This is a genomic window from Paenibacillus sp. 1182 (assembly GCF_017833915.1).
Lineage (GTDB): Bacteria > Bacillota > Bacilli > Paenibacillales > Paenibacillaceae > Paenibacillus > Paenibacillus polymyxa_D.
On record NZ_JAFICR010000008.1, the window covers coordinates 1 to 18,610 of the forward strand.

At 45.7% G+C, this 18,610-nt stretch carries 19 protein-coding genes, 15 tRNA genes and 1 rRNA gene; 32 read left to right on the plus strand and 3 right to left on the minus strand.

What is annotated here, in order from left to right; all coding sequences use genetic code 11:
* The 16 genes from JOD82_RS16515 to JOD82_RS16590 all read left to right on the plus strand — a co-directional run.
* Positions 1-678: ribosomal RNA gene (locus JOD82_RS16515) — 23S ribosomal RNA — on the plus strand; the annotation flags it as partial.
* A 67-nt stretch (positions 679-745) separates the two neighbouring features.
* Positions 746-821, plus strand: a tRNA-Asn gene (locus JOD82_RS16520).
* 3 nt (positions 822-824) lie between these two features.
* Positions 825-916, plus strand: a tRNA-Ser gene (locus JOD82_RS16525).
* Between the two features lie 17 nt (positions 917-933).
* A tRNA-Glu gene (locus tag JOD82_RS16530) sits at positions 934-1,005 on the plus strand.
* 68 nt (positions 1,006-1,073) lie between these two features.
* Positions 1,074-1,149, plus strand: a tRNA-Val gene (locus JOD82_RS16535).
* A 26-nt stretch (positions 1,150-1,175) separates the two neighbouring features.
* Positions 1,176-1,252, plus strand: a tRNA-Met gene (locus JOD82_RS16540).
* A 15-nt stretch (positions 1,253-1,267) separates the two neighbouring features.
* Positions 1,268-1,344 (plus strand) — tRNA-Asp (locus tag JOD82_RS16545).
* Between the two features lie 37 nt (positions 1,345-1,381).
* Positions 1,382-1,454, plus strand: a tRNA-Phe gene (locus tag JOD82_RS16550).
* 22 nt (positions 1,455-1,476) lie between these two features.
* Positions 1,477-1,552, plus strand: a tRNA-Thr gene (locus JOD82_RS16555).
* Positions 1,553-1,557: 5 nt separating this feature from the next.
* Positions 1,558-1,643: transfer RNA gene (locus JOD82_RS16560), tRNA-Tyr, on the plus strand.
* Between the two features lie 7 nt (positions 1,644-1,650).
* A tRNA-Trp gene (locus tag JOD82_RS16565) sits at positions 1,651-1,724 on the plus strand.
* A gap of 17 nt (positions 1,725-1,741) precedes the next feature.
* Positions 1,742-1,814, plus strand: a tRNA-His gene (locus JOD82_RS16570).
* A gap of 10 nt (positions 1,815-1,824) precedes the next feature.
* Positions 1,825-1,899, plus strand: a tRNA-Gln gene (locus JOD82_RS16575).
* 7 nt (positions 1,900-1,906) lie between these two features.
* Positions 1,907-1,978: transfer RNA gene (locus JOD82_RS16580), tRNA-Gly, on the plus strand.
* Between the two features lie 12 nt (positions 1,979-1,990).
* Positions 1,991-2,065, plus strand: a tRNA-Cys gene (locus tag JOD82_RS16585).
* 11 nt (positions 2,066-2,076) lie between these two features.
* A tRNA-Leu gene (locus JOD82_RS16590) sits at positions 2,077-2,155 on the plus strand.
* Positions 2,156-2,200: 45 nt separating this feature from the next.
* Here the strand turns inward: JOD82_RS16590 and JOD82_RS29525 are convergent.
* Positions 2,201-2,329 carry a hypothetical protein gene (locus tag JOD82_RS29525; protein ID WP_256026129.1) on the minus strand — a complete coding sequence of 43 codons (129 nt, stop codon included), beginning with the start codon at positions 2,327-2,329 and terminating at the stop codon, positions 2,201-2,203.
* A gap of 687 nt (positions 2,330-3,016) precedes the next feature.
* Positions 3,017-3,232, minus strand: coding sequence for a hypothetical protein (locus JOD82_RS16595; RefSeq protein WP_141695532.1), 216 nt, complete (start codon positions 3,230-3,232; stop codon positions 3,017-3,019).
* Positions 3,233-3,450: 218 nt separating this feature from the next.
* On the opposite strand from JOD82_RS16595, the gene JOD82_RS16600 reads away from it, so the two are divergent.
* The 14 genes from JOD82_RS16600 (at position 3,451) to JOD82_RS16665 (ending at position 15,288) form a co-directional block, all read left to right on the plus strand.
* A complete protein-coding gene (locus tag JOD82_RS16600; RefSeq protein WP_069012661.1) occupies positions 3,451-3,972 on the plus strand; it encodes a MarR family transcriptional regulator in 522 nt (173 codons plus the stop codon).
* Positions 3,953-4,729, plus strand: coding sequence for a Fe-S cluster assembly ATPase SufC (gene sufC / locus JOD82_RS16605; RefSeq protein ID WP_069012586.1), 777 nt, complete (start codon positions 3,953-3,955; stop codon positions 4,727-4,729). Before JOD82_RS16600 ends, sufC begins: the two co-directional genes overlap by 20 nt.
* A 23-nt stretch (positions 4,730-4,752) precedes the next feature.
* The gene (gene sufD / locus JOD82_RS16610; RefSeq protein WP_370682683.1) at positions 4,753-6,060 is read left to right on the plus strand and encodes a Fe-S cluster assembly protein SufD; all 1,308 of its coding nucleotides are present in this window, start codon (positions 4,753-4,755) and stop codon (positions 6,058-6,060) included.
* Between the two features lie 43 nt (positions 6,061-6,103).
* On the plus strand, positions 6,104-7,501 hold the full coding sequence (gene sufB, locus JOD82_RS16615; RefSeq protein ID WP_069012588.1) for a Fe-S cluster assembly protein SufB: 1,398 nt from the start codon (positions 6,104-6,106) through the stop codon (positions 7,499-7,501).
* Positions 7,502-7,815: 314 nt separating this feature from the next.
* Positions 7,816-8,055 carry a NifU family protein gene (locus JOD82_RS16620; protein ID WP_013373004.1) on the plus strand — a complete coding sequence of 80 codons (240 nt, stop codon included), beginning with the start codon at positions 7,816-7,818 and terminating at the stop codon, positions 8,053-8,055.
* A gap of 383 nt (positions 8,056-8,438) precedes the next feature.
* On the plus strand, positions 8,439-8,990 hold the full coding sequence (locus tag JOD82_RS16625) for a TetR/AcrR family transcriptional regulator (RefSeq protein WP_029518165.1): 552 nt from the start codon (positions 8,439-8,441) through the stop codon (positions 8,988-8,990).
* Positions 8,991-9,143: 153 nt separating this feature from the next.
* The gene (locus tag JOD82_RS16630; RefSeq protein ID WP_209949686.1) at positions 9,144-10,364 is read left to right on the plus strand and encodes an MFS transporter; all 1,221 of its coding nucleotides are present in this window, start codon (positions 9,144-9,146) and stop codon (positions 10,362-10,364) included.
* Positions 10,365-10,497: 133 nt separating this feature from the next.
* Positions 10,498-10,809 (plus strand): LiaF transmembrane domain-containing protein, encoded by a 312-nt coding sequence (locus JOD82_RS16635; RefSeq protein ID WP_134903078.1) that lies wholly within the window; start codon positions 10,498-10,500, stop codon positions 10,807-10,809.
* An 86-nt stretch (positions 10,810-10,895) separates the two neighbouring features.
* A complete protein-coding gene (locus JOD82_RS16640) occupies positions 10,896-11,567 on the plus strand; it encodes a PspA/IM30 family protein (protein WP_013311897.1) in 672 nt (223 codons plus the stop codon).
* Between the two features lie 7 nt (positions 11,568-11,574).
* The gene (locus JOD82_RS16645) at positions 11,575-12,063 is read left to right on the plus strand and encodes a PspC domain-containing protein (RefSeq protein ID WP_209949687.1); all 489 of its coding nucleotides are present in this window, start codon (positions 11,575-11,577) and stop codon (positions 12,061-12,063) included.
* On the plus strand, positions 12,063-12,767 hold the full coding sequence (locus JOD82_RS16650) for a PspA/IM30 family protein (protein WP_061829898.1): 705 nt from the start codon (positions 12,063-12,065) through the stop codon (positions 12,765-12,767). Before JOD82_RS16645 ends, JOD82_RS16650 begins: the two co-directional genes overlap by 1 nt.
* Before the next feature lie 149 nt (positions 12,768-12,916).
* Positions 12,917-13,564, plus strand: coding sequence for a cell wall-active antibiotics response protein LiaF (gene liaF, locus JOD82_RS16655; protein ID WP_061829897.1), 648 nt, complete (start codon positions 12,917-12,919; stop codon positions 13,562-13,564).
* A 16-nt stretch (positions 13,565-13,580) separates the two neighbouring features.
* Positions 13,581-14,660, plus strand: a complete 1,080-nt coding sequence (locus tag JOD82_RS16660; protein WP_023990236.1) for a sensor histidine kinase — start codon at positions 13,581-13,583, stop codon at positions 14,658-14,660.
* Positions 14,638-15,288 carry a response regulator gene (locus JOD82_RS16665; RefSeq protein WP_013372995.1) on the plus strand — a complete coding sequence of 217 codons (651 nt, stop codon included), beginning with the start codon at positions 14,638-14,640 and terminating at the stop codon, positions 15,286-15,288. The genes JOD82_RS16660 and JOD82_RS16665 overlap by 23 nt, the downstream gene beginning before the upstream one ends.
* Positions 15,289-15,363: 75 nt before the next feature.
* Here the strand turns inward: JOD82_RS16665 and JOD82_RS16670 are convergent, their stop codons facing one another.
* Entirely contained in the window at positions 15,364-15,828 is a 465-nt protein-coding gene (locus JOD82_RS16670) for a hypothetical protein (protein ID WP_209949688.1), read from the minus strand.
* 247 nt (positions 15,829-16,075) lie between these two features.
* Here JOD82_RS16670 and JOD82_RS16675 point away from each other — a divergent pair, with 247 nt between their 5' ends.
* Together JOD82_RS16675 and zwf are read left to right on the plus strand one after the other, a co-directional pair.
* Complete coding sequence (locus JOD82_RS16675; protein WP_209949689.1) at positions 16,076-16,840, plus strand: YwmB family TATA-box binding protein; 765 nt, start codon at positions 16,076-16,078, stop codon at positions 16,838-16,840.
* 187 nt (positions 16,841-17,027) lie between these two features.
* Complete coding sequence (zwf, locus tag JOD82_RS16680; RefSeq protein ID WP_209949690.1) at positions 17,028-18,584, plus strand: glucose-6-phosphate dehydrogenase; 1,557 nt, start codon at positions 17,028-17,030, stop codon at positions 18,582-18,584.
* Positions 18,585-18,610 lie beyond the last annotated feature (26 nt).

An 18,610-nucleotide genomic window follows, 5' to 3' on the forward strand; every position in this document is an offset into this window, starting at 1 on the left:
CCGGTGCGAGGACAGTGTCAGGTGGGCAGTTTGACTGGGGCGGTCGCCTCCTAAAGAGTAACGGAGGCGCCCCAAGGTTCCCTCAGAATGGTTGGAAATCATTCGAAGAGTGCAAAGGCAGAAGGGAGCTTGACTGCGAGACCTACAAGTCGAGCAGGGACGAAAGTCGGGCTTAGTGATCCGGTGGTACCGCATGGAAGGGCCATCGCTCAACGGATAAAAGCTACCCTGGGGATAACAGGCTTATCTCCCCCAAGAGTCCACATCGACGGGGAGGTTTGGCACCTCGATGTCGGCTCATCGCATCCTGGGGCTGAAGTAGGTCCCAAGGGTTGGGCTGTTCGCCCATTAAAGCGGTACGCGAGCTGGGTTCAGAACGTCGTGAGACAGTTCGGTCCCTATCTGTCGTGGGCGTAGGAAATTTGAGAGGAGCTGTCCTTAGTACGAGAGGACCGGGATGGACGTACCGCTGGTGTACCAGTTGTTCCGCCAGGAGCACCGCTGGGTAGCTATGTACGGAAGGGATAAGCGCTGAAAGCATCTAAGCGTGAAGCCCCCCTCAAGATGAGATTTCCCAGTATGTAAGACCCCTTGAAGACGACGAGGTAGATAGGTTGGGGGTGGAAGTGCAGTAATGCATGGAGCTGACCAATACTAATCGGTCGAGGGCTTATCCTAAAGATAAGACGCAAATGAGTTTCGGATCCAGTTTTCAGGGTGTAACCTTGAAACAAATGCTTAATATTCCCTGATAGCTCAGTTGGTAGAGCACTCGACTGTTAATCGAGTTGTCACAGGTTCGAGTCCTGTTCGGGGAGCCATATGGAGAGGTGTCCGAGTTGGCCGAAGGAGCACGATTGGAAATCGTGTAGGCGCCAAAAGCGTCTCGAGGGTTCGAATCCCTCTCTCTCCGCCATAATTATTTTATTGTATGGCCCGTTGGTCAAGGGGTTAAGACACCTCCCTTTCACGGAGGTAACAGGGGTTCGAATCCCCTACGGGTCATAAAAATATCATAAAAAAACTTGCAATAAAAAGTTTATTATGGTATAATATGAAAAGTGTTTCGGTGTGGAGGCTTAGCTCAGCTGGGAGAGCATCTGCCTTACAAGCAGAGGGTCGGGGGTTCGAGCCCCTCAGCCTCCACCATTTGAAAATTTTATATTTATTATTGTCGCGGGGTGGAGCAGTTCGGTAGCTCGTCGGGCTCATAACCCGAAGGTCGCAGGTTCAAATCCTGCCCCCGCAACCAATTAAAAATTATTATGGAACTGTGGTGTAGAGGCCTAACATGCCTGCCTGTCACGCAGGAGATCGCGGGTTCGAATCCCGTCAGTTCCGCCATTAGTATTATAACGTGTAATGAAGAGCCTTATTCTAAGGCTCGGTAGCTCAGTCGGTAGAGCAGAGGACTGAAAATCCTCGTGTCGGCGGTTCGATTCCGTCCCGAGCCACTTTTAATTGAATATTTTATGTGCCGGTGTAGCTCAACTGGTAGAGCAACTGACTTGTAATCAGTAGGTTGGGGGTTCAAGTCCTCTCGCCGGCACCATTTTTGGAGGATTAGCGAAGTGGCCAAACGCATCAGACTGTAAATCTGCTCCCTTACGGGTTCGGTGGTTCGAATCCATCATCCTCCACCAGTTTTATAGGGGCATAGTTTAAAGGTAGAACAACGGTCTCCAAAACCGTTGGTGTGGGTTCAATTCCTGCTGCCCCTGCCAATTATTCATTACTTGCGGCGGTCGTGGCGAAGTGGTTAACGCACCGGACTGTGACTCCGGCATTCGTGGGTTCAAGCCCCATCGGCCGCCCTTTACTTATTGGGGATTAGCCAAGCGGTAAGGCAACGGACTTTGACTCCGTCATGCATAGGTTCAAATCCTATATCCCCAGCCATCTTTATGCGGACGTGGCTCAGCGGTAGAGCATCGCCTTGCCAAGGCGAGGGTCGCGGGTTCGATTCCCGTCGTCCGCTTTGTTATACTCTGGCGCCATAGCCAAGTGGTAAGGCAAAGCTCTGCAAAAGCTTTATTCCCCAGTTCAAATCTGGGTGGCGCCTCCATAATTGAATACGCCGGCGTGGCGGAATGGCAGACGCGCTCGACTCAAAATCGAGTGGGAAACCGTGGAGGTTCGAGTCCTCTCGCCGGTATTAACTAAAAGAGTTCATTAGAGACATTCTCTAGTGAGCTTTTTTTTATTTGAGCTTTAGTACCCCACTCATTGCTTGAGTTGAAGACACCTTTGAGTTGTATTCCAGATGCGAATAAATATTTGCCGTTGTTGCATAATCGCTGTGGCCTAACCATTCCTGAACTTCTTTCATGCTTACCCCTAATACATCTACATAAATATACATAAATATACTCCAGGTATTCAAGACAATAAGAATTGTCAGAAGATAAGCGATAGGATTCCTGTTATTCCTTCATACGAATCAGAAGCTCATAGAACGTGTCCACCAGTGGCAGATTACCGGATAGAGTAGCCGCTTTTACTCTTACAGCATATCTTCGTTTTCAACCGCGAGTGCTTGTCCTTCCATATGATAATTCTTCCTGGCTTCCTGAAGCAAGATTTCGGCTCTTTTCTTGGTTCCTTTTATTTAAGCTCCGTAGGGATCCATTTCGGTTATCGTTTACCATTCTCATCTTTACAGTTAGGCGGATGTCCCGTTACGCTTTCTCCTCTTCCAACAACTCCAGAGGGTGAACCCGATCCTTTTTCAAATACCGGTTGAGCTTCGGAATGGATTTGCTACAAAAGTGGTAGCTGAATCCGCCGATGGATTGCTTTAGCGCCCAGAAGGTACATTTGTTTTTGAACCGGGCGGTATAAAGTTCGATGATCTAGGTCGCCTCCAGTGTTAGATCGGTGCTGGCTAGAATGGAGCATCGCCTGTTCGGATTCACCAGCAATAACCACAGTTTTTGGTTACTCTTTGGCCCCATAACATATCCACCACAGGTAACTGACGGATTATTCATTGCCATACATGCTCACGATAGCGTACTCAAACGCGGCGATACGGCTTTAAAACAGCTCGGCCAAGCACCACCTTCGTCCTCTTTTTACGGTAGCGACCCCAGTCTGTGGCAGGTGTACCATGACGTTCATAGGCAACGGTATTGGACTTGGCTTCGGTTACCAGATCCATCCGGATGCTGCCGAATTGGTTCCATTGTTCAACCCCCGCAAAGCAGGATTGATCAGCGGTATTCAAAACCATTTCCGGGACGTGCCCTAGTCAAAACACAGCATGAGGCCTATGACAATGACAACAAACCCATGAAAAGCGCCTCCAAAATTGCGCCACATTTAACACAATTGATATTGATTATCAATATCAATTGTGTTAATATAATTTTGTTTACTAGTGAACAAAAAAATCTAATGGGGACACTGAACTTGGTCTGCAACTACTACAAGAGAGGGGAGATTGGGAAATTGGAGTTTCAAAATCATTTTAAAGGTCATCTTTACGAGCAATATATTAAAATGCTACATCTGAATGAGCTGTATACTGAACAAGAATTTAACTCGTTTCGGCAACAGGCCAAAAAGTACCAGATTGACATGCTCTCCAACAATATTACTAGTGTGCACGTTATTGATTGCATTGGTGATTATGAACCGATAAATCATACCGGGATTGTGGAGAAGATGGGGTTGTCCAAAGCTAGCATTACTAAAATTAGTGCAAAGCTGCTGGAAATGGGCTTCATTATGAGAAGTCAACTGAACAGCAATCGTAAGGAGATTTACTTTAGTTTAACGGATAAGGGAAGACACGTTTATCATTTGCATAAAGAAATGCACAAAGAAAAAGAAGAAAGGTTTTACCAATTCATTGAATCCTATTCAGAGGTTGAGCTGCAGACTATTGGAAAATTTATGAGTGATTTGGTGGCGCGTGCCGAAGAATACTCCGAAGGGAAGTTTACGATAAATGACGACATTAAAGATTGAGGAATTAAGATCCAAGATTGAAGGGAAAGAAATTTTAAAAGGGCTCACACTGGAGATTCATGGCGGAGAGATTCATGCGATTATGGGGCCTAATGGGACGGGAAAAAGTACATTGGCTTCAGCTTTAATGGGCCATCCCAAATATGAGGTTACTGGCGGTAAGGTGACATTGGACAATGAAGACCTTCTGGAGATGGAGGTGGATGAGCGTGCCCAGGCAGGCTTGTTCCTCGCAATGCAATACCCAAGTGAAATTGCTGGCGTGACCAACTCGGATTTTCTCAGAAGTGCCATCAATGCACGGCGTGAAGAAGGCGATGAGATATCCTTAATCCGTTTTATCCGTGAAATGGAGAGCAAAATGAAGGGGCTGGAGATGAACCCGGAATTTATGCATCGTTATTTGAATGAGGGATTCTCTGGCGGTGAAAAAAAGCGGAATGAGATTTTGCAAATGATGCTACTTGAACCCAAGTTTGTGATCCTGGATGAAGTGGACTCAGGGCTTGATATTGATGCACTGCGTATTGTGGCCAATGGCGTAAATGAGATGCGCAGCCCGGATAGAGGCTTTTTAATCATCACCCATTATCAACGACTGTTGAATTATATTACCCCGGATTTTGTGCATGTCATGATGCAAGGCCGGATAGTTAAATCTGGCGGTCCGGAGCTTGCCCACCGTTTGGAGGCTGAAGGGTACGATTGGGTGAAGGAGGAACTTGGGATTACGGATGAGACGGTAAGGGATGCTTAAAAGCCGGAGAGGAGGAACAGCACGTGGATATACAAGCTAGAGTTTCAATGAATGTGGACGATTTACGCGCATGGTCAAGCGCTAAGGATGAACCTCGTTGGCTGATTGAACGCCGCGTTCATGCACTCGAACTGGAAGGGACGCTGGAGTTGCCTAAAGTGGAGAAAATCAATCTTGAAAAATGGGATATCTACGAAAGTGGAGATTACAAAGCTGAGAATGCGTGGTCTAGTTTGGAGGAAGCGCCGGAGGTTGTTCGAGGTTTGGTTGCTTCTCCGGTGAAAGGCGGACTAATCGTTCAGTTCAACTCGGATGTAGTGTATACGAAATTGTCCGAGAGCTTAGCCGCCCAGGGAGTCATTTTAACGGATCTGCATACTGCGGCAAAAGAGCATGAGGAGCTGGTTCAACGTTATCTCTTTCAGGCAGTAAAGCCAGAAGAACATCGTTTATCTGCTGCACACAGTGCCTTATGGAGTGGTGGCGTTTTTCTATATGTCCCAGACGGTGTAGAGGTTGAAGCACCTATTCAAGCGATCTTTCTTAACGATACAAGCGGTGTGTGTTTTGCTCCTCACGTCTTAATTGTGGCAGGGAGCAACAGCAAGATCACTTATGTGGATAATTGTGTATCGAGTGGTGATGATGTCAAGGTATTGCATAACGGTGTGACGGAGGTCTTCGCGGGGGCGGGCTCAAAGGTGCAAGTAGCTTCGGTTCATCAGCTTGCTGTAACTACAACAGATTTCACCCAGCGACGGGCGGTCGTTCTTGCTGATGGGGGTGTGGAATGGATTATCGGTGAGATGAACAATGGTTATACCGTGAGCGATACCAAGACTTTGCTACAAGGCAACGGGGCGGTCTCCGACAATAAGGTGATTGCTATTGGCACGGGCAATCAAAAATCGAGCTATACAACTCAAGCTCAGCATTTTGGCAGAAGCTCGGTAAGCCAGATGATTACGCGTGCAGTCATGCTTGAAGAAGCTACGGCCATTATCAACGGCATTACAAAGATTGAAAAAGGTGCAACCCATTGTGATGGTCAGCAAACAGAACGCGTGCTTATGTTAAGTCCTAAAGCTCGCGGCGATGCCAATCCGATCCTGCTGATAGATGAGGATGATGTAACCGCGGGTCATGCTGCATCCGTGGGGCAAGTAAATGCAGAGCAAATCTATTATCTGATGTCGCGCGGGATATCACGGAGTGAAGCCGAACATCTTGTTATTTTCGGATTTCTCGCTCCTGTCATTTCGGAGATCCCGCTGGAAGGTGTTCGCAGTCGCCTAAAAGATTTAGTGGAAAGCAAGCTCGGCAGATCATAGCAAATCAAAATGAATCTTGAAAGGTTAAAAAGGAGTGATACCAATGGCTAAAAAAGCACCAGATATGGGCGAATATAAATATGGGTTTCGCGACAAGCACCAGTCTATTTTTCAATCTGGAAAAGGTCTGACGGAAGAGATTGTCCGGGAAATTTCCCGGATCAAGGAAGAGCCGGAGTGGATGCTCAATTTTCGGTTGAAAGCTTTGAATCAATTCTACAAAATGCCGATGCCTGAATGGGGAGCGGATTTGACCGGGCTAAATCTTGATGACATCCAGTATTACGTTCGCCCTTCTGAAAAACAGGGAAAGACCTGGGAGGAGGTTCCTTCCGAGATCAAAGCAACCTTTGACAAGCTGGGAATCCCTGAAGCGGAGCAAAAGTTCCTGGCGGGCGTATCCGCTCAATATGAGTCGGAAGTAGTTTATCACAGCATGCGGAAAGAACTGGAGGATCAGGGCGTTATTTTCCTTGATACGGATAGTGCATTAAAGCAATACCCCGAAGTGTTTAAGCAACATTTTGGGACGATCATCCCTCCCGCCGACAATAAATTTGCGGCGCTTAATAGTGCGGTTTGGTCAGGCGGTAGCTTTGTATACATTCCGAAGGGGGTTCAGTGCGAGGTTCCTATACAAGGTTATTTCCGTATTAATTCTGAAAATATGGGTCAATTCGAGCGGACATTAATTATTGCCGAAGAGGGCAGCTTTGTCCATTATGTTGAAGGATGTACAGCACCTATTTATAGTACCAGTTCTCTGCATAGTGGAGTTATTGAAATTATTTGCCAGAAAGATTCCCGTGTCCGTTACACGACCATTCAGAATTGGGCTCCTAATATCTACAACTTGGTAACCCAAAGGGCTGTGGCAGAAGAAAATGCCACAATGGAATGGGTGGACGGCAACATCGGCTCCAAGGTAACAATGAAGTATCCGGCAGTATTATTGAAAGGACGGGGAGCCAAGGGGTCCATCCTGTCTATTGCCGTAGCCGGTAAAGATCAGCATCAAGATGCTGGCGCGAAGGTAATTCACCTTGCTCCCGAGACAACATCTACGATTATATCCAAATCCATCAGCAAGCAGGGCGGAAAAGTAAACTACCGAGGGTTGTCCAGCTTCAGCCGCGATTCCGCAGGGTCCAAGTCCAATATTAAGTGCGATACGTTGATATTGGACAACATGTCAACATCAGATACGATTCCGTACAATGAAATTAAAAACGATCAGATTACTTTGGAGCACGAGGCAACAGTATCCAAAGTGTCCGAGGAACAATTGTTTTACTTAATGAGCCGCGGGCTTACAGAACAAGATGCTACACAAATGATTGTAATGGGCTTTATTGAACCGTTTACCAAAGAATTGCCAATGGAATATGCCGTTGAAATGAATCGGTTGATTCAATTTGAGATGGAAGGAAGCATCGGTTGATTCATTAATTTAATAGATCAAACCTTTATCATTCTTTAAAGAGGTGCTAGTAATGAAGAAAAATAATTCGGACGATTCAGAACTAGCTCAAATTACCCGAGAGATACGAAAACTTCAGTTCTGCTTCAATATGCTGTCAGGATTGAGCGCAAGTTGTGGTGTGATGATACCTTTAGACTCTATTCTTACGCTTATAAGGGAACTTTCGGATCAAGAGGTCACTCTTCGGCAAAAAGCAAAGGATCACTCAGACGATCTAGGGTGAAAAAAGGTATGAATGACGGTTGGTAAAGAAAATGGGAGGAATTGACATAATGGATGAAAATGGAGTTTTATTCGATGAAGTATCGGAAGTTCTTCTCAAACTACGTCCTTTCTTACTGCGTGACGGTGGAGATGCTGAACTGGTCGAAGTTGAGAACGGTATAGCAAAATTAAGATTTTTGGGAGCTTGCAATGGTTGCCCAAGTGCTACGATTACGTTAAAGGTTGCTATTGAGCGCGCAATTCTTGAGGAAATTGATGATATTAAAGAAGTTGTACAAGTGTTCTAAATTCCTTGATACTGAGCAACTGAGTTAGTCCTGTCGCAGACCATAGCTACGGAAGTTGATCCCGCTGCTCAATACCAAAGTACATTGACAGATTACCTTGCGGGTCGAAATCGACGAGCAGCGCTTATCTCCCTTCATTAAACAAGGTATTATCAATATTATATTCGGTATCGAGTGGGAAACCGTGGAGGTTCTAGTCCTCTCGCTCATACACAAAAGGGTGATAAAATGCTTAAAGGCATTTTATCATCCTTTTTATTATATATTCATGATTTTGGCAACAAGGTTAACATGGATTTGACCAGCGCTTTGATCTTATCGTAAGATGATGGTACTGAAAAAACTTTTCTAGTTTACCGAGCGCGAAAGAAATGAGGAAGAATATGCAGGAAAGAATTTTGGAGGCTTTTGTAGATGAAGTTCATGAAAATGGATTGAAATTTACGATGGATGATCTTGCGAAAAGACTCGCTATTAGCAAGCGTACGTTGTATGAAAACTTTTCGTCTAAGACGCTTATTTTAGAAACACTTATTGAGCGTACAAATGATGATATGATTCGAAAAACTGAGCAGATTATCCAAAATAATGAGTTATCTTTGTTAGACAAGATTAAGCAGTCGATTAGGGTCATGCCTCTGTATTATAAGTTTTACGATTTAAGGATATTGGACCAGATGAAAAAGTATTATCCTGAACAATGGAAAAGGGTACATGCCGATTTAAATGATTGGTCTCCGATTAGAACATTAATTCAGGAAGGCATCCGAGAAGGAATTATTGTGAACAAAAATGAGGCTCTGATCATGAAGCTTATTATTGAATCTGTAAATTTAACGCTTGATCAGCGTTTCTTTCTGGATAACAGTGTGACGGTAGAGGAAGCTACTTATTCTATTGTAGATATTTTGTTGTTCGGTTTGGTCGAGAATTAAAAAATAGCCTCAACAATATGCTGCATATTTGAAGAGGCCACTTTTTTATATGAAAACTAAGAAAACATTTTTAGTTTCAATTGTTTTTTGAAAAGGGATAATGAAGTTTACCTGATATCGAATAAAGAGATACGGAAAAGGAAGGGTGGAAATATGTCTATACTCACAAGAAATCGAGGAGCAATGCTGTTATTGATGCTTAACATTTTTTTGGCGTTCATGGGGATTGGCTTAGTTGTCCCTGTATTACCTAAATTTATAAGTGAGCTAGGGATGAATGGTTCTTCGATGGGACTGATGGTTGCAGCTTTTGCGTTGACTCAGCTTTTATTATCACCATTGTCAGGAAAGTTGTCTGATCGTTATGGACGTAAAAAATTGATTGTTTCTGGGATGTTCATCTTCATGTTATCAGAGCTTGTTTTTGGACTGGCTCATTCCATTCCTACCCTGTTCATAGCACGAATCATGGGTGGAGCAGGGGCAGCGTTGCTGACTCCTTCTATAATGGCCTATGTCGCTGACGTGACCTCGTTTGAGGAAAGAGGCAAGGGAATGGGCATGATCAATGCGGCGATCAACACAGGCTTCATAATCGGGCCAGGGATTGGCGGATTGCTTGCCACATATGGAATACGCATTCCCTTCTTTGCGGCAGCTGGAGCTGCGGGAATAGCAGCTATCTTGTCTGTGTTAGTGCTGCCTGAGTCTTTAAGCAAGGAAAAGCAACAATATAATAGAGAGCTTCCACGTCAAAAAGAAAATCTTTTGCAGCAATTTGCCAAGTCATATCAATCTCCATATTTCATGGGTTTACTCATTGTATTTGTCGTTGCTTTTGGGTTAGCGAATTTCGAAACCGTGTTTGGACTGTTTGTTGACCATAAATATGGTTTCACACCGATGGATATTGCCATCATCATAACGACAGGCTCCATTTTGGGAGCAGTTGTCCAAGCAACTATATTTGGATGGATCATTAATCGTTTTGGAGAGAAAAAAGTAATTCACCTCTGTTTGGCTATTGGGGGCCTGTTCATTTTTCTAACCCTATTTGCTGAACAGTACGTGATGATTATGCTGACGACCTTCATCATTTTTCTGGCTATGGATATCCTTCGTCCGGCAGTAAGCACTTCTCTATCGCGGCAGGCTGGAGATGAGCAAGGCTTTGTGGCAGGCATGAACTCGTCCTATACCAGCTTGGGTAATGTGATTGGACCGCTTGTTGCGGGATTGCTGTTCGATGTTCATATTAATCTGCCTTATATGGTTGCAGCTATAGCGTTACTGGCTTGTCTCGTCCTTTCACTACGTTCCAAGCAAGCGGGTGAGCAACACTCGATAGCCCGTACAGCAGAACAGCGTAGATGAGGATAGCCGCAGGTCTATACTCATCCCCGACTTAGGTCTAGGTTCAAAAACCGTCTGGGGTCCGTTTTGTCAAACGCTAGTTCAGCGTACAATAAGGACATAAGCAAGACACAGTGAAAGGCGGTGAGAGATGATGAGAGTTAACAAAGGGAATGGGTTAGCCATTGTACTGATCGTGTTGGGTTCGATTATGCTGCTCGGTAAGTTTACTCCGTTTTTCGGTCACTTTTTAGGACATCTGATTGGTTACTTAATTCCGATAGCTATGGTGATGCTAGGCTACTACGGTGTGAAAAAAGGAAATGCGCTCTTCGGCTGGATCGTACTCGTACTTGGGGTACTGATTTTGCTTGGCAAACTGTCCTGGCTTCTGGGACCGCTACTGGCAATCGGGTTAATCATATTTGGTGTTTCCCTGCTGAGTGACCGCAGAAGACATTACTGATTTTAGCAGTTTAGCAAGAATTAAGAAAGATTTCAGTAACTAAGTGTTGAATTATGGAATACGAATTGTGAAAGGAGTAGACGCAAATGAGTGTTTTTCGAAGAATGCGCGATATCACGGTAGCGACCTTCAATGAGCATTTGGAACAAAGCCAAGACCCAGTGCAACTGATTGACCAGTTCTTGTATAATACCCGCCAGGAAATTGCCGAAGCGGAAAAACTCCATCAACAGTATGCGATGCATACAAGACAGATGAAGCAGCAGTTGGATCATGCATTGTCCATGCAGACCAAACGGGAGGAACAGGCGCTACTGGCTTTGAAGGCTGATGAAGAACATATCGCGAAGCTGGCCCTTCAGGAGAAAATGCTATATGCAGAAAAAGAAGAGCAGTATAGAGAACTGTGGGAGCAGAGCCGTGAATCACTACGTGAGCTAGAACAACAGCTAGATACATTAAAGACAGAATATCAAACGGTACACAGCAAGCGTCAGTATTATGCGGCACGTGTACAGACGTTGAGACTCCAGCAGCAAATGAACGAACGGGCTGGTACATACGGTGGACGGAATGTTCCCCGAATGTTCAACCGCTTGGAAGACCGGGTAGCCGATATGGAAGCAGAAACGATGAGTCTGCGTGATTTACGTCGGGGTGAGGGCGACCATGCACAGGATGCCCAAGGCGGTGGATCGCTGCTCGAACAAGAGTGGGCGAGACTGAAAAGCAAGCTGAACAACAGCGGGAAGGAGTAATTTGATAATGACCCGAATTTACAGATCAAGCCGGGATAGAGTAATAACAGGTGTATGTGGCGGTCTTTCTGACGCAACAGGAATGGACTCAACATGGATTCGTATTCTGGTTGTGATCAGTTTCTTTATTACAGCAGGAACCACATTTATGATTTATGTGATTGCGGCCCTAGTTATCTCCAAGGAGCCGAGATCTCCTTTCGATGGAGGATTTGGCCCTGACAGCGGACCCTACAATCAACAGGATCCACGCTATTATGGCAGTAACAATACAAGATCGCAGTATGGGCCGGGAACTGGTTACAACCAGGGCGGTGCATATGGCAATTCGAACCCGTTTTTTGGTCAAGATGCCCGCAACTCATCTAAATTTAACACAGGTCAGAACAGTGACCTGGATTCCATGATGGAAGATATCGAGAAAAAGGCAATGAAAAAAGAATTGGCAGAGTTACGCAAAAAAGTAGAGCAATTTGAGAAGGGAGATCGTAAATAATGGGGATCTTTAAAAGAATGAAGGATATGACAAGAGCATCGGTGAATGAAGTGTTGGATAAAGTGGAAGATCCGATTATTATGTTGAATCAATATCTGCGCGATATGGAGGCTGAAATTCACGAGGCTGAGGTAACGGTTGCCAAGCAAATGGCGAATGAACGACGTATGAAACAGCGTTTGGAGGAAGCGGTACGTGTATCCAATGAGCGTGAGAAACAAGCTGAATCCGCATTGCGAAATGGTCAGGAAGAAGTAGCGCGCAAGTTGTTGGGAGAGAAGATTTATTTTGTGCAGAAGCAGGACGAATACCGCGACTTGCATACACAAGCTGAGCTTCAAGCAAAAGAATTGGTACAGCAGCTTCACGACATGAAAGATGAATTCTATAAAATGCGCAACAAGCGCAATGAGTTGGTATCCCGTGCTCAAATGGCGAAAGCTAAAAAGCAAATGTCTCAAATCAATAGTTTGCACACGATTGAAAGTGGGTCTGCTTCACTGGGCTTCCACCGTATGGAAGAAAAAATCATGCAAATGGAAGCTGAAGCTGACGTACTGCGTGCTCCTTACCGTCAAGCTCCAGGAGAAGCATATGTTAATCCGGCTGAGGCTGAAAAACAGTTTAAAGTGGATGAGCAGCTTCAACAGCTTAAGTCCAAAATTCAGACAGGTGCTAAACCAGTCGATATGAAGAAGGACTGACTACTCGGAAACAAGACATTATGATATGCTGTATGGAATGGACATTGGTCGATGATCGTGCCTAATCTGTATGGTTCAGGAAAGCCATATGGCGGAATGTTGCGCCACTATGGCTTTTCCGTCCTGTATAAACAAAAAGGGGGTGCAGCATGGAGAGAAGAAAATCGGCCTTGGCACTGGCAGGGATTGGCATCGGGATTATCATTTTATTCGGTCAGTGGATTGGGTTCCTCTCCGTGGTTGCACTGATCCTAATGTTGGCCGGAATATATAAGATCCGCAATTCCAAAATCAAAAAGGGCTACACGATGCTCGCGATTGGTGCTGGACTGTTAGTACTGGATCATTTGTTCCTGTTTGTGGTAGTTACACTAGCATCATTAGCTGTATTCTATTCACGTTCAAGGAAGCTGCATAAAGGTCAAAGCTCCATATTCAAGCACAATTTTATATCCAATCATAAATGGGATGAAGTGCCTTGGAGCCTGCGCAGCACAAGCATATGGCATGTGGTTGGGGACGTGGATGCCGACCTGACGTTGGCTCTCCCAGAGGAACGTGAGCCCGTCATATTTTTGCAGGGGATCTTCGGTGACATTGACATCACCCTACCGGATAATTACGGTGTAGAGGTGGAGATGTTCATATTGTTCGGACAGATTCAGTTTGACCGGGATCATGAGGCGGGGATGCTCAATCGACTGGTTTGGAAGTCTCCCCATTTTGAGCAGAGTGAGTATAAAGTGAAGTTTGTCGTTTCGTACTTGGCGGGCGATGTCCGCGTCCGATTTTATTGAATCAGGAGGAGCCGGGATGAATCATAAAAAAACGTCCAACATGGTAACCCGCAGTATGGGTGAAGGTATCCTCCTGTGTGTTGTTGTGGGCGTAGTTGTCTTTTATATGCTGTATACATATGGATATGTGAAGTCGTTCCCAACCTGGGGAATGATATTGAAAGTTGCAGGAGCCGTTATATTGGTGTTGATTGGTACAGGGGCAATGTACGGATTTTATGAAAGTTACCGCTTTAAAAGCAGACTGGAAATGTTGAGAGAGACGTTGCTGATGTGGGAAAAGGGAACGCCAGCACGTGAGTTGCCGCCCCTAGGGCATGATGAGCTTGGCAGGCTGGGTGAGCAGCTGGAACGGATTGGGCGTAAATGGCAGGAACAAGTTACGTCTTTACAACGCTTATCTACGGATAATGCTCAGCTGGCAGAACAGGCACGGATGACTGCGATTGTGGAGGAGCGGCAGCGGCTGGCCAGAGAGTTGCATGACGCCGTATCACAGCAATTATTTGCTATTTCAATGACGGCAACGGCTGTGGGGAGGACACTGGATAAGGATTTTGATAAAGCGCAGCGTCAAGTTGCGCTAATTGAAGAAATGTCTTCCGTGGCACAATCCGAAATGCGGGCGTTACTACTTCATCTGCGGCCTGTCTATCTGGAAGGGAAACGGCTTGAGCAGGGTTTGCGTGATTTGGTACAAGAGTTGCAGGCAAAGGTACCGATGGAGATTGATTTTGAGATTGAAAGCGGAGTACAGTTGGTTAAAGGCATTGAGAACCACTTGTTTCGTATTGTTCAGGAAGCGATGTCTAATACATTGCGTCATGCCAAAGCAACCCGTATGGAAATTCGTATCGTGCAACGTCCAGATTCCATCAGGCTGACGATTCGGGACAACGGTATTGGTTTTGAACTGGATGAGAAAAAGCAGACTTCATATGGATTATCCACAATGCAGGAGCGGGTCAGTGAGATTGGGGGAGCTATTCAGTATATAACGGCTCCGGGAAAAGGAACACGGATCGAGGTGTCCGTGCCAGTTATTAATGATGAAAGCGGAAGGAACGATGATCATGGAAACGGAATTACCGATTAGCGTACTGCTGGTAGACGACCATGAAATGGTACGGATTGGTCTTGCGGCGGTGCTGGGGACGGAAGAAGGTATTGAAGTGGTCGGCGAGGCCGGAAGCGGAGAAGAAGGCATACGGTTGGCTTCTGAATACAAGCCAAATGTGATTTTGATGGATCTAGTCATGGATGGCATGGATGGCATCGAAACGACACGCCAAGTAACTCGCCTGCTTCCAGAGACCAAGGTGATTGTGCTGACGAGTTATTTGGACGATGAGAAAATGTATCCGGTCATTGAGGCAGGGGCATTCAGCTACTTGCTCAAAACGTCTCGTGCTTCCGAGATAGCGGATGCCATCCGTGCAGCTGCACGCGGACAGTCCGTACTAGAGTCACAGGTGGCCTCCAAGATGATGAATCGATTCCGCCAGCCACAGGCTGAGGCACCCGCGCATACGGAGCTGACTGATCGTGAGATGGAGGTGCTTCGCCTGTTGGCACAAGGGAAGTCTAACCAGGATATCGCAGATGAGCTGATTATCGGGATTAAGACGGTAAAATTCCATGTCACGAACCTTCTCGCTAAATTAGGAGTGGAAGACCGTACACAGGCGGCAATCTATGCCTATAAGAACGGATTAGCAGAGTAGAAGTAGAATAAACGAATACAAAGAACCGGAGACGACAATAGTCCTCCGGTTTTTTTGTGTTCCATAACAAGTTGTTTAGATCAGGAGGAATAAAAAGGCGATTAAAGCCAGATCAAGTGCAAGCCCTGCCCCGTATCCATATCCGCCGTACCCACCGCGATAGCCTGTTCTACCATTTCCATAATTACTATAGCCCTTTCCAGCAAAGCCGCCTGCGTCATAAAGAAAGGATGGACTCAGAGGTGCGTTGGGCGGCTTAATTAAGGCATTTAGTTTGGCAGAGCTACGAGCTTTGTTTGTAGGATTCCTTTTTTTCTTTTTAGAGGAATTCTTTTTGGGGGATTGTTTTCCTTTGTTACTGTAGCTCCCGGCATAAAGACTGCCAGGAAAAGAAGGTGGATATCCGTTCAACATCAGCTTGCCTTTGCTACACCCACTTAAGATGCCGATGTGTCGTGTACCATCACGCATAACGGCACAGACCAGACGTCCACCATGAGGTGCCACATTGGCTTCATTTACAGGATAAATCGGAAACATGATTTCACCTCTTTTGGTGTATGATGCATTGTGATCATAGTCTATTCTTACGGTGCCTACGATGTATGGTCGAACACCCAGTAGGCAGATGAATATTTTAGAAGGGCTTGGCCGTAGTGCTGTGTGTATAAAACCTCTGACAATGGGAATGCTATTGATAGATTCATAGATTTCAATCCAGCCGAAAAAGAAAGTATCCAGAGCGTAGGTGTGGGAATCGGATGGTTGTGGAGCGGGGGGAACGATAATGTTAAAAGCAGAGCTGATTAAAAAGGGGATTATTGCAATTTTGGTATTAGGAACGGTGCTGGTACTAGCTGGCTGGCGTTACGGAACCCTTCAGACAAACCGAAATGACTCCCGCGAGGCAGAAACGGCTTTACGCTCATTGTTAATCATCTCGGATCAGACCCCGGGTACGTTGGATAAGCTGGTTGTGAAGTGGCAAGGCGATTGGATTTCTAACCATGAAGAGCCGGCAGATGTGGCGGCACAGATAGCCGATCAGCTGAATATACCCACAGTAAACAAACTCGTAGAAAATGGACACACGGTTTATCGTTCTGTTCGTCATAGTGAGGATCTAAGAATCCGCTTAAATGTGATGGAACGTCAAACTGGACAATGGTATGTAGTTGTTCAACTGGAGAGTAATAATGCAGGACGTGAGCGGTTGATTCAGCTTCATAAGCTTTGTGCTGAGCAATTAAAATCTATGGGGATTCAAGCGCAGTGGAACACAGCCCTTCAGCGTTCGCTGCATACAAAGGAATCCAAAGATCAACTGTTGAAACTGACAGAGGCGAGCTTAGCAGAGAACATCTCCATGCAGGCCAAAGAAAGATATACGGATGCGACTACTGTGGCTATATCCTATGAAGCTCCAGAGCTGCCGTTAATGATTCAAAGCGGTGAGCATCAGGTCCAGATGCAGATGGCTGTACATGAAGATAGGGAGCAGCAGAATACACGTATAACGCTCGGTTTCCCGCTCATCACGATTGAATACTGACTTATAAGGTAAATTTATGATTCATCGGATAGCTTATCCATGTAGGATATGATAAAATATCATCAAATCTTTAGTTCCATGTTTTTCGAAAATCAAGTATGATCTTGTATAAATATACACAATACTACATGCGGATTTCGGGGATTGTGGATTGCGGAATCTTGACATGGGAAGAATGAGGTACTTCATGGCTGACATACCTGCTAAAGAATCTGTTGTGACGCAAGGCGCAGTTCTGTTTATTTTTGGCGCTACGGGCGATTTGGCTCGTCGCAAGCTTTTTCCTGCTATTTACAGCTTGTACCGCGAAGGCAAGCTTGCTGAAGATTTTGCCGTTATTGGTGTAGCAAGGCGTCCGCGCACAGAGGAAGAATTCCGTAATGACCTGTATGCTTCCATACAGGAGTTTAGTCGCTACAAAGCAGAAAATGATCAAGAATGGCAGGCATTTGCCGAGCATTTTGAATATAAATCGCTGGATATCAACAATGTCGAAGGGTTCCATGAGCTGAGACAGCAGACGGAGTCTATAGAAAGCAAGTTTAACATACCGGGAAATCGGTTGTTTTATTTGGCCTTGGCTCCTGAATTATTCGGAAGCGTGTCGAAGAGCTTGAAAGATGGCGGCATGATGGATGGAAAAGGCTGGAATCGCCTAGTAATTGAGAAGCCATTCGGTTATAACCTCGAATCTGCACAAGAATTGAACGTTGAAATACGAGAAGTATTTGCCGAAGAAGAAATTTATCGGATTGATCACTATCTTGGCAAGGAAATGGTACAAAATATTGAGGTGATTCGCTTTGCGAATGCCTTCTTTGAACCACTGTGGAATAATAAGCATATTGCCAATGTGCAAATTACGCTTAGTGAAACGGTAGGGGTGGAGGAACGAGGAGGTTACTACGACCATTCCGGCGCCTTGCGGGATATGGGACAGAACCATATGTTGCAAATGCTAACGATGATTGCGATGGAGCCACCTAGTCGCTTGTTGCCTGAGGATATCCGTGATGAAAAGGTAAAAGTGCTGCGTTCGCTGCGCCCTTTTGAAACGTCTGAGGATGTGAAAACCAATGTGGTGCGTGGTCAATACACCGAAGGCAGTTATCGCGGTCAGCAGTTGCCGGGGTATCGCCAAGAAGACAAGGTTGATCCACAGTCGAACACAGAGACTTATTTTGCTTCACGCGTGTTTGTTGATAATTTCCGTTGGTCTGGCGTACCGTTCTATATTCGTACGGGCAAACGTCTCCCTGTAAAAACAACGGAGATTGTTGTGGAATTTAAGAGCATGCCAACGAACGTGTACCTCGGTCAAAAGCATAAGCTGGAACCGAACTTGCTCGTGATTCGGGTCAATCCCATGGAGGGCATTTACATTAAAATCAATGCCAAGAAACCTGGTTCGGAATCAGATATTGAGCCACTAGCTATGGATTTTTGCCAAAGCTGTATGGTGGGTATCAACTCACCGGAGGCTTATGAACGGTTGTTGATGGATGCGATTGAGGGTGATTCGACGTACTTCACGCGTTGGGATGAGGTTGCCACGGCATGGGGATTCGTCGATCGAATCGCCAAAGCATGGCAGCAGACCCCGGATACGCTGGAAACCTATGCTGCAGGCTCATGGGGACCGGAAGGTGCTCACAAGCTATTGGAGCAGGATGGCTTCAAGTGGTGGCCGGTTAGCGGTCAGGATGAAGATAATGTCATCTGGCGAGTAGGCGGCGTTCAGTAATCCCGATTTGTCCAGCATCCCCCTAT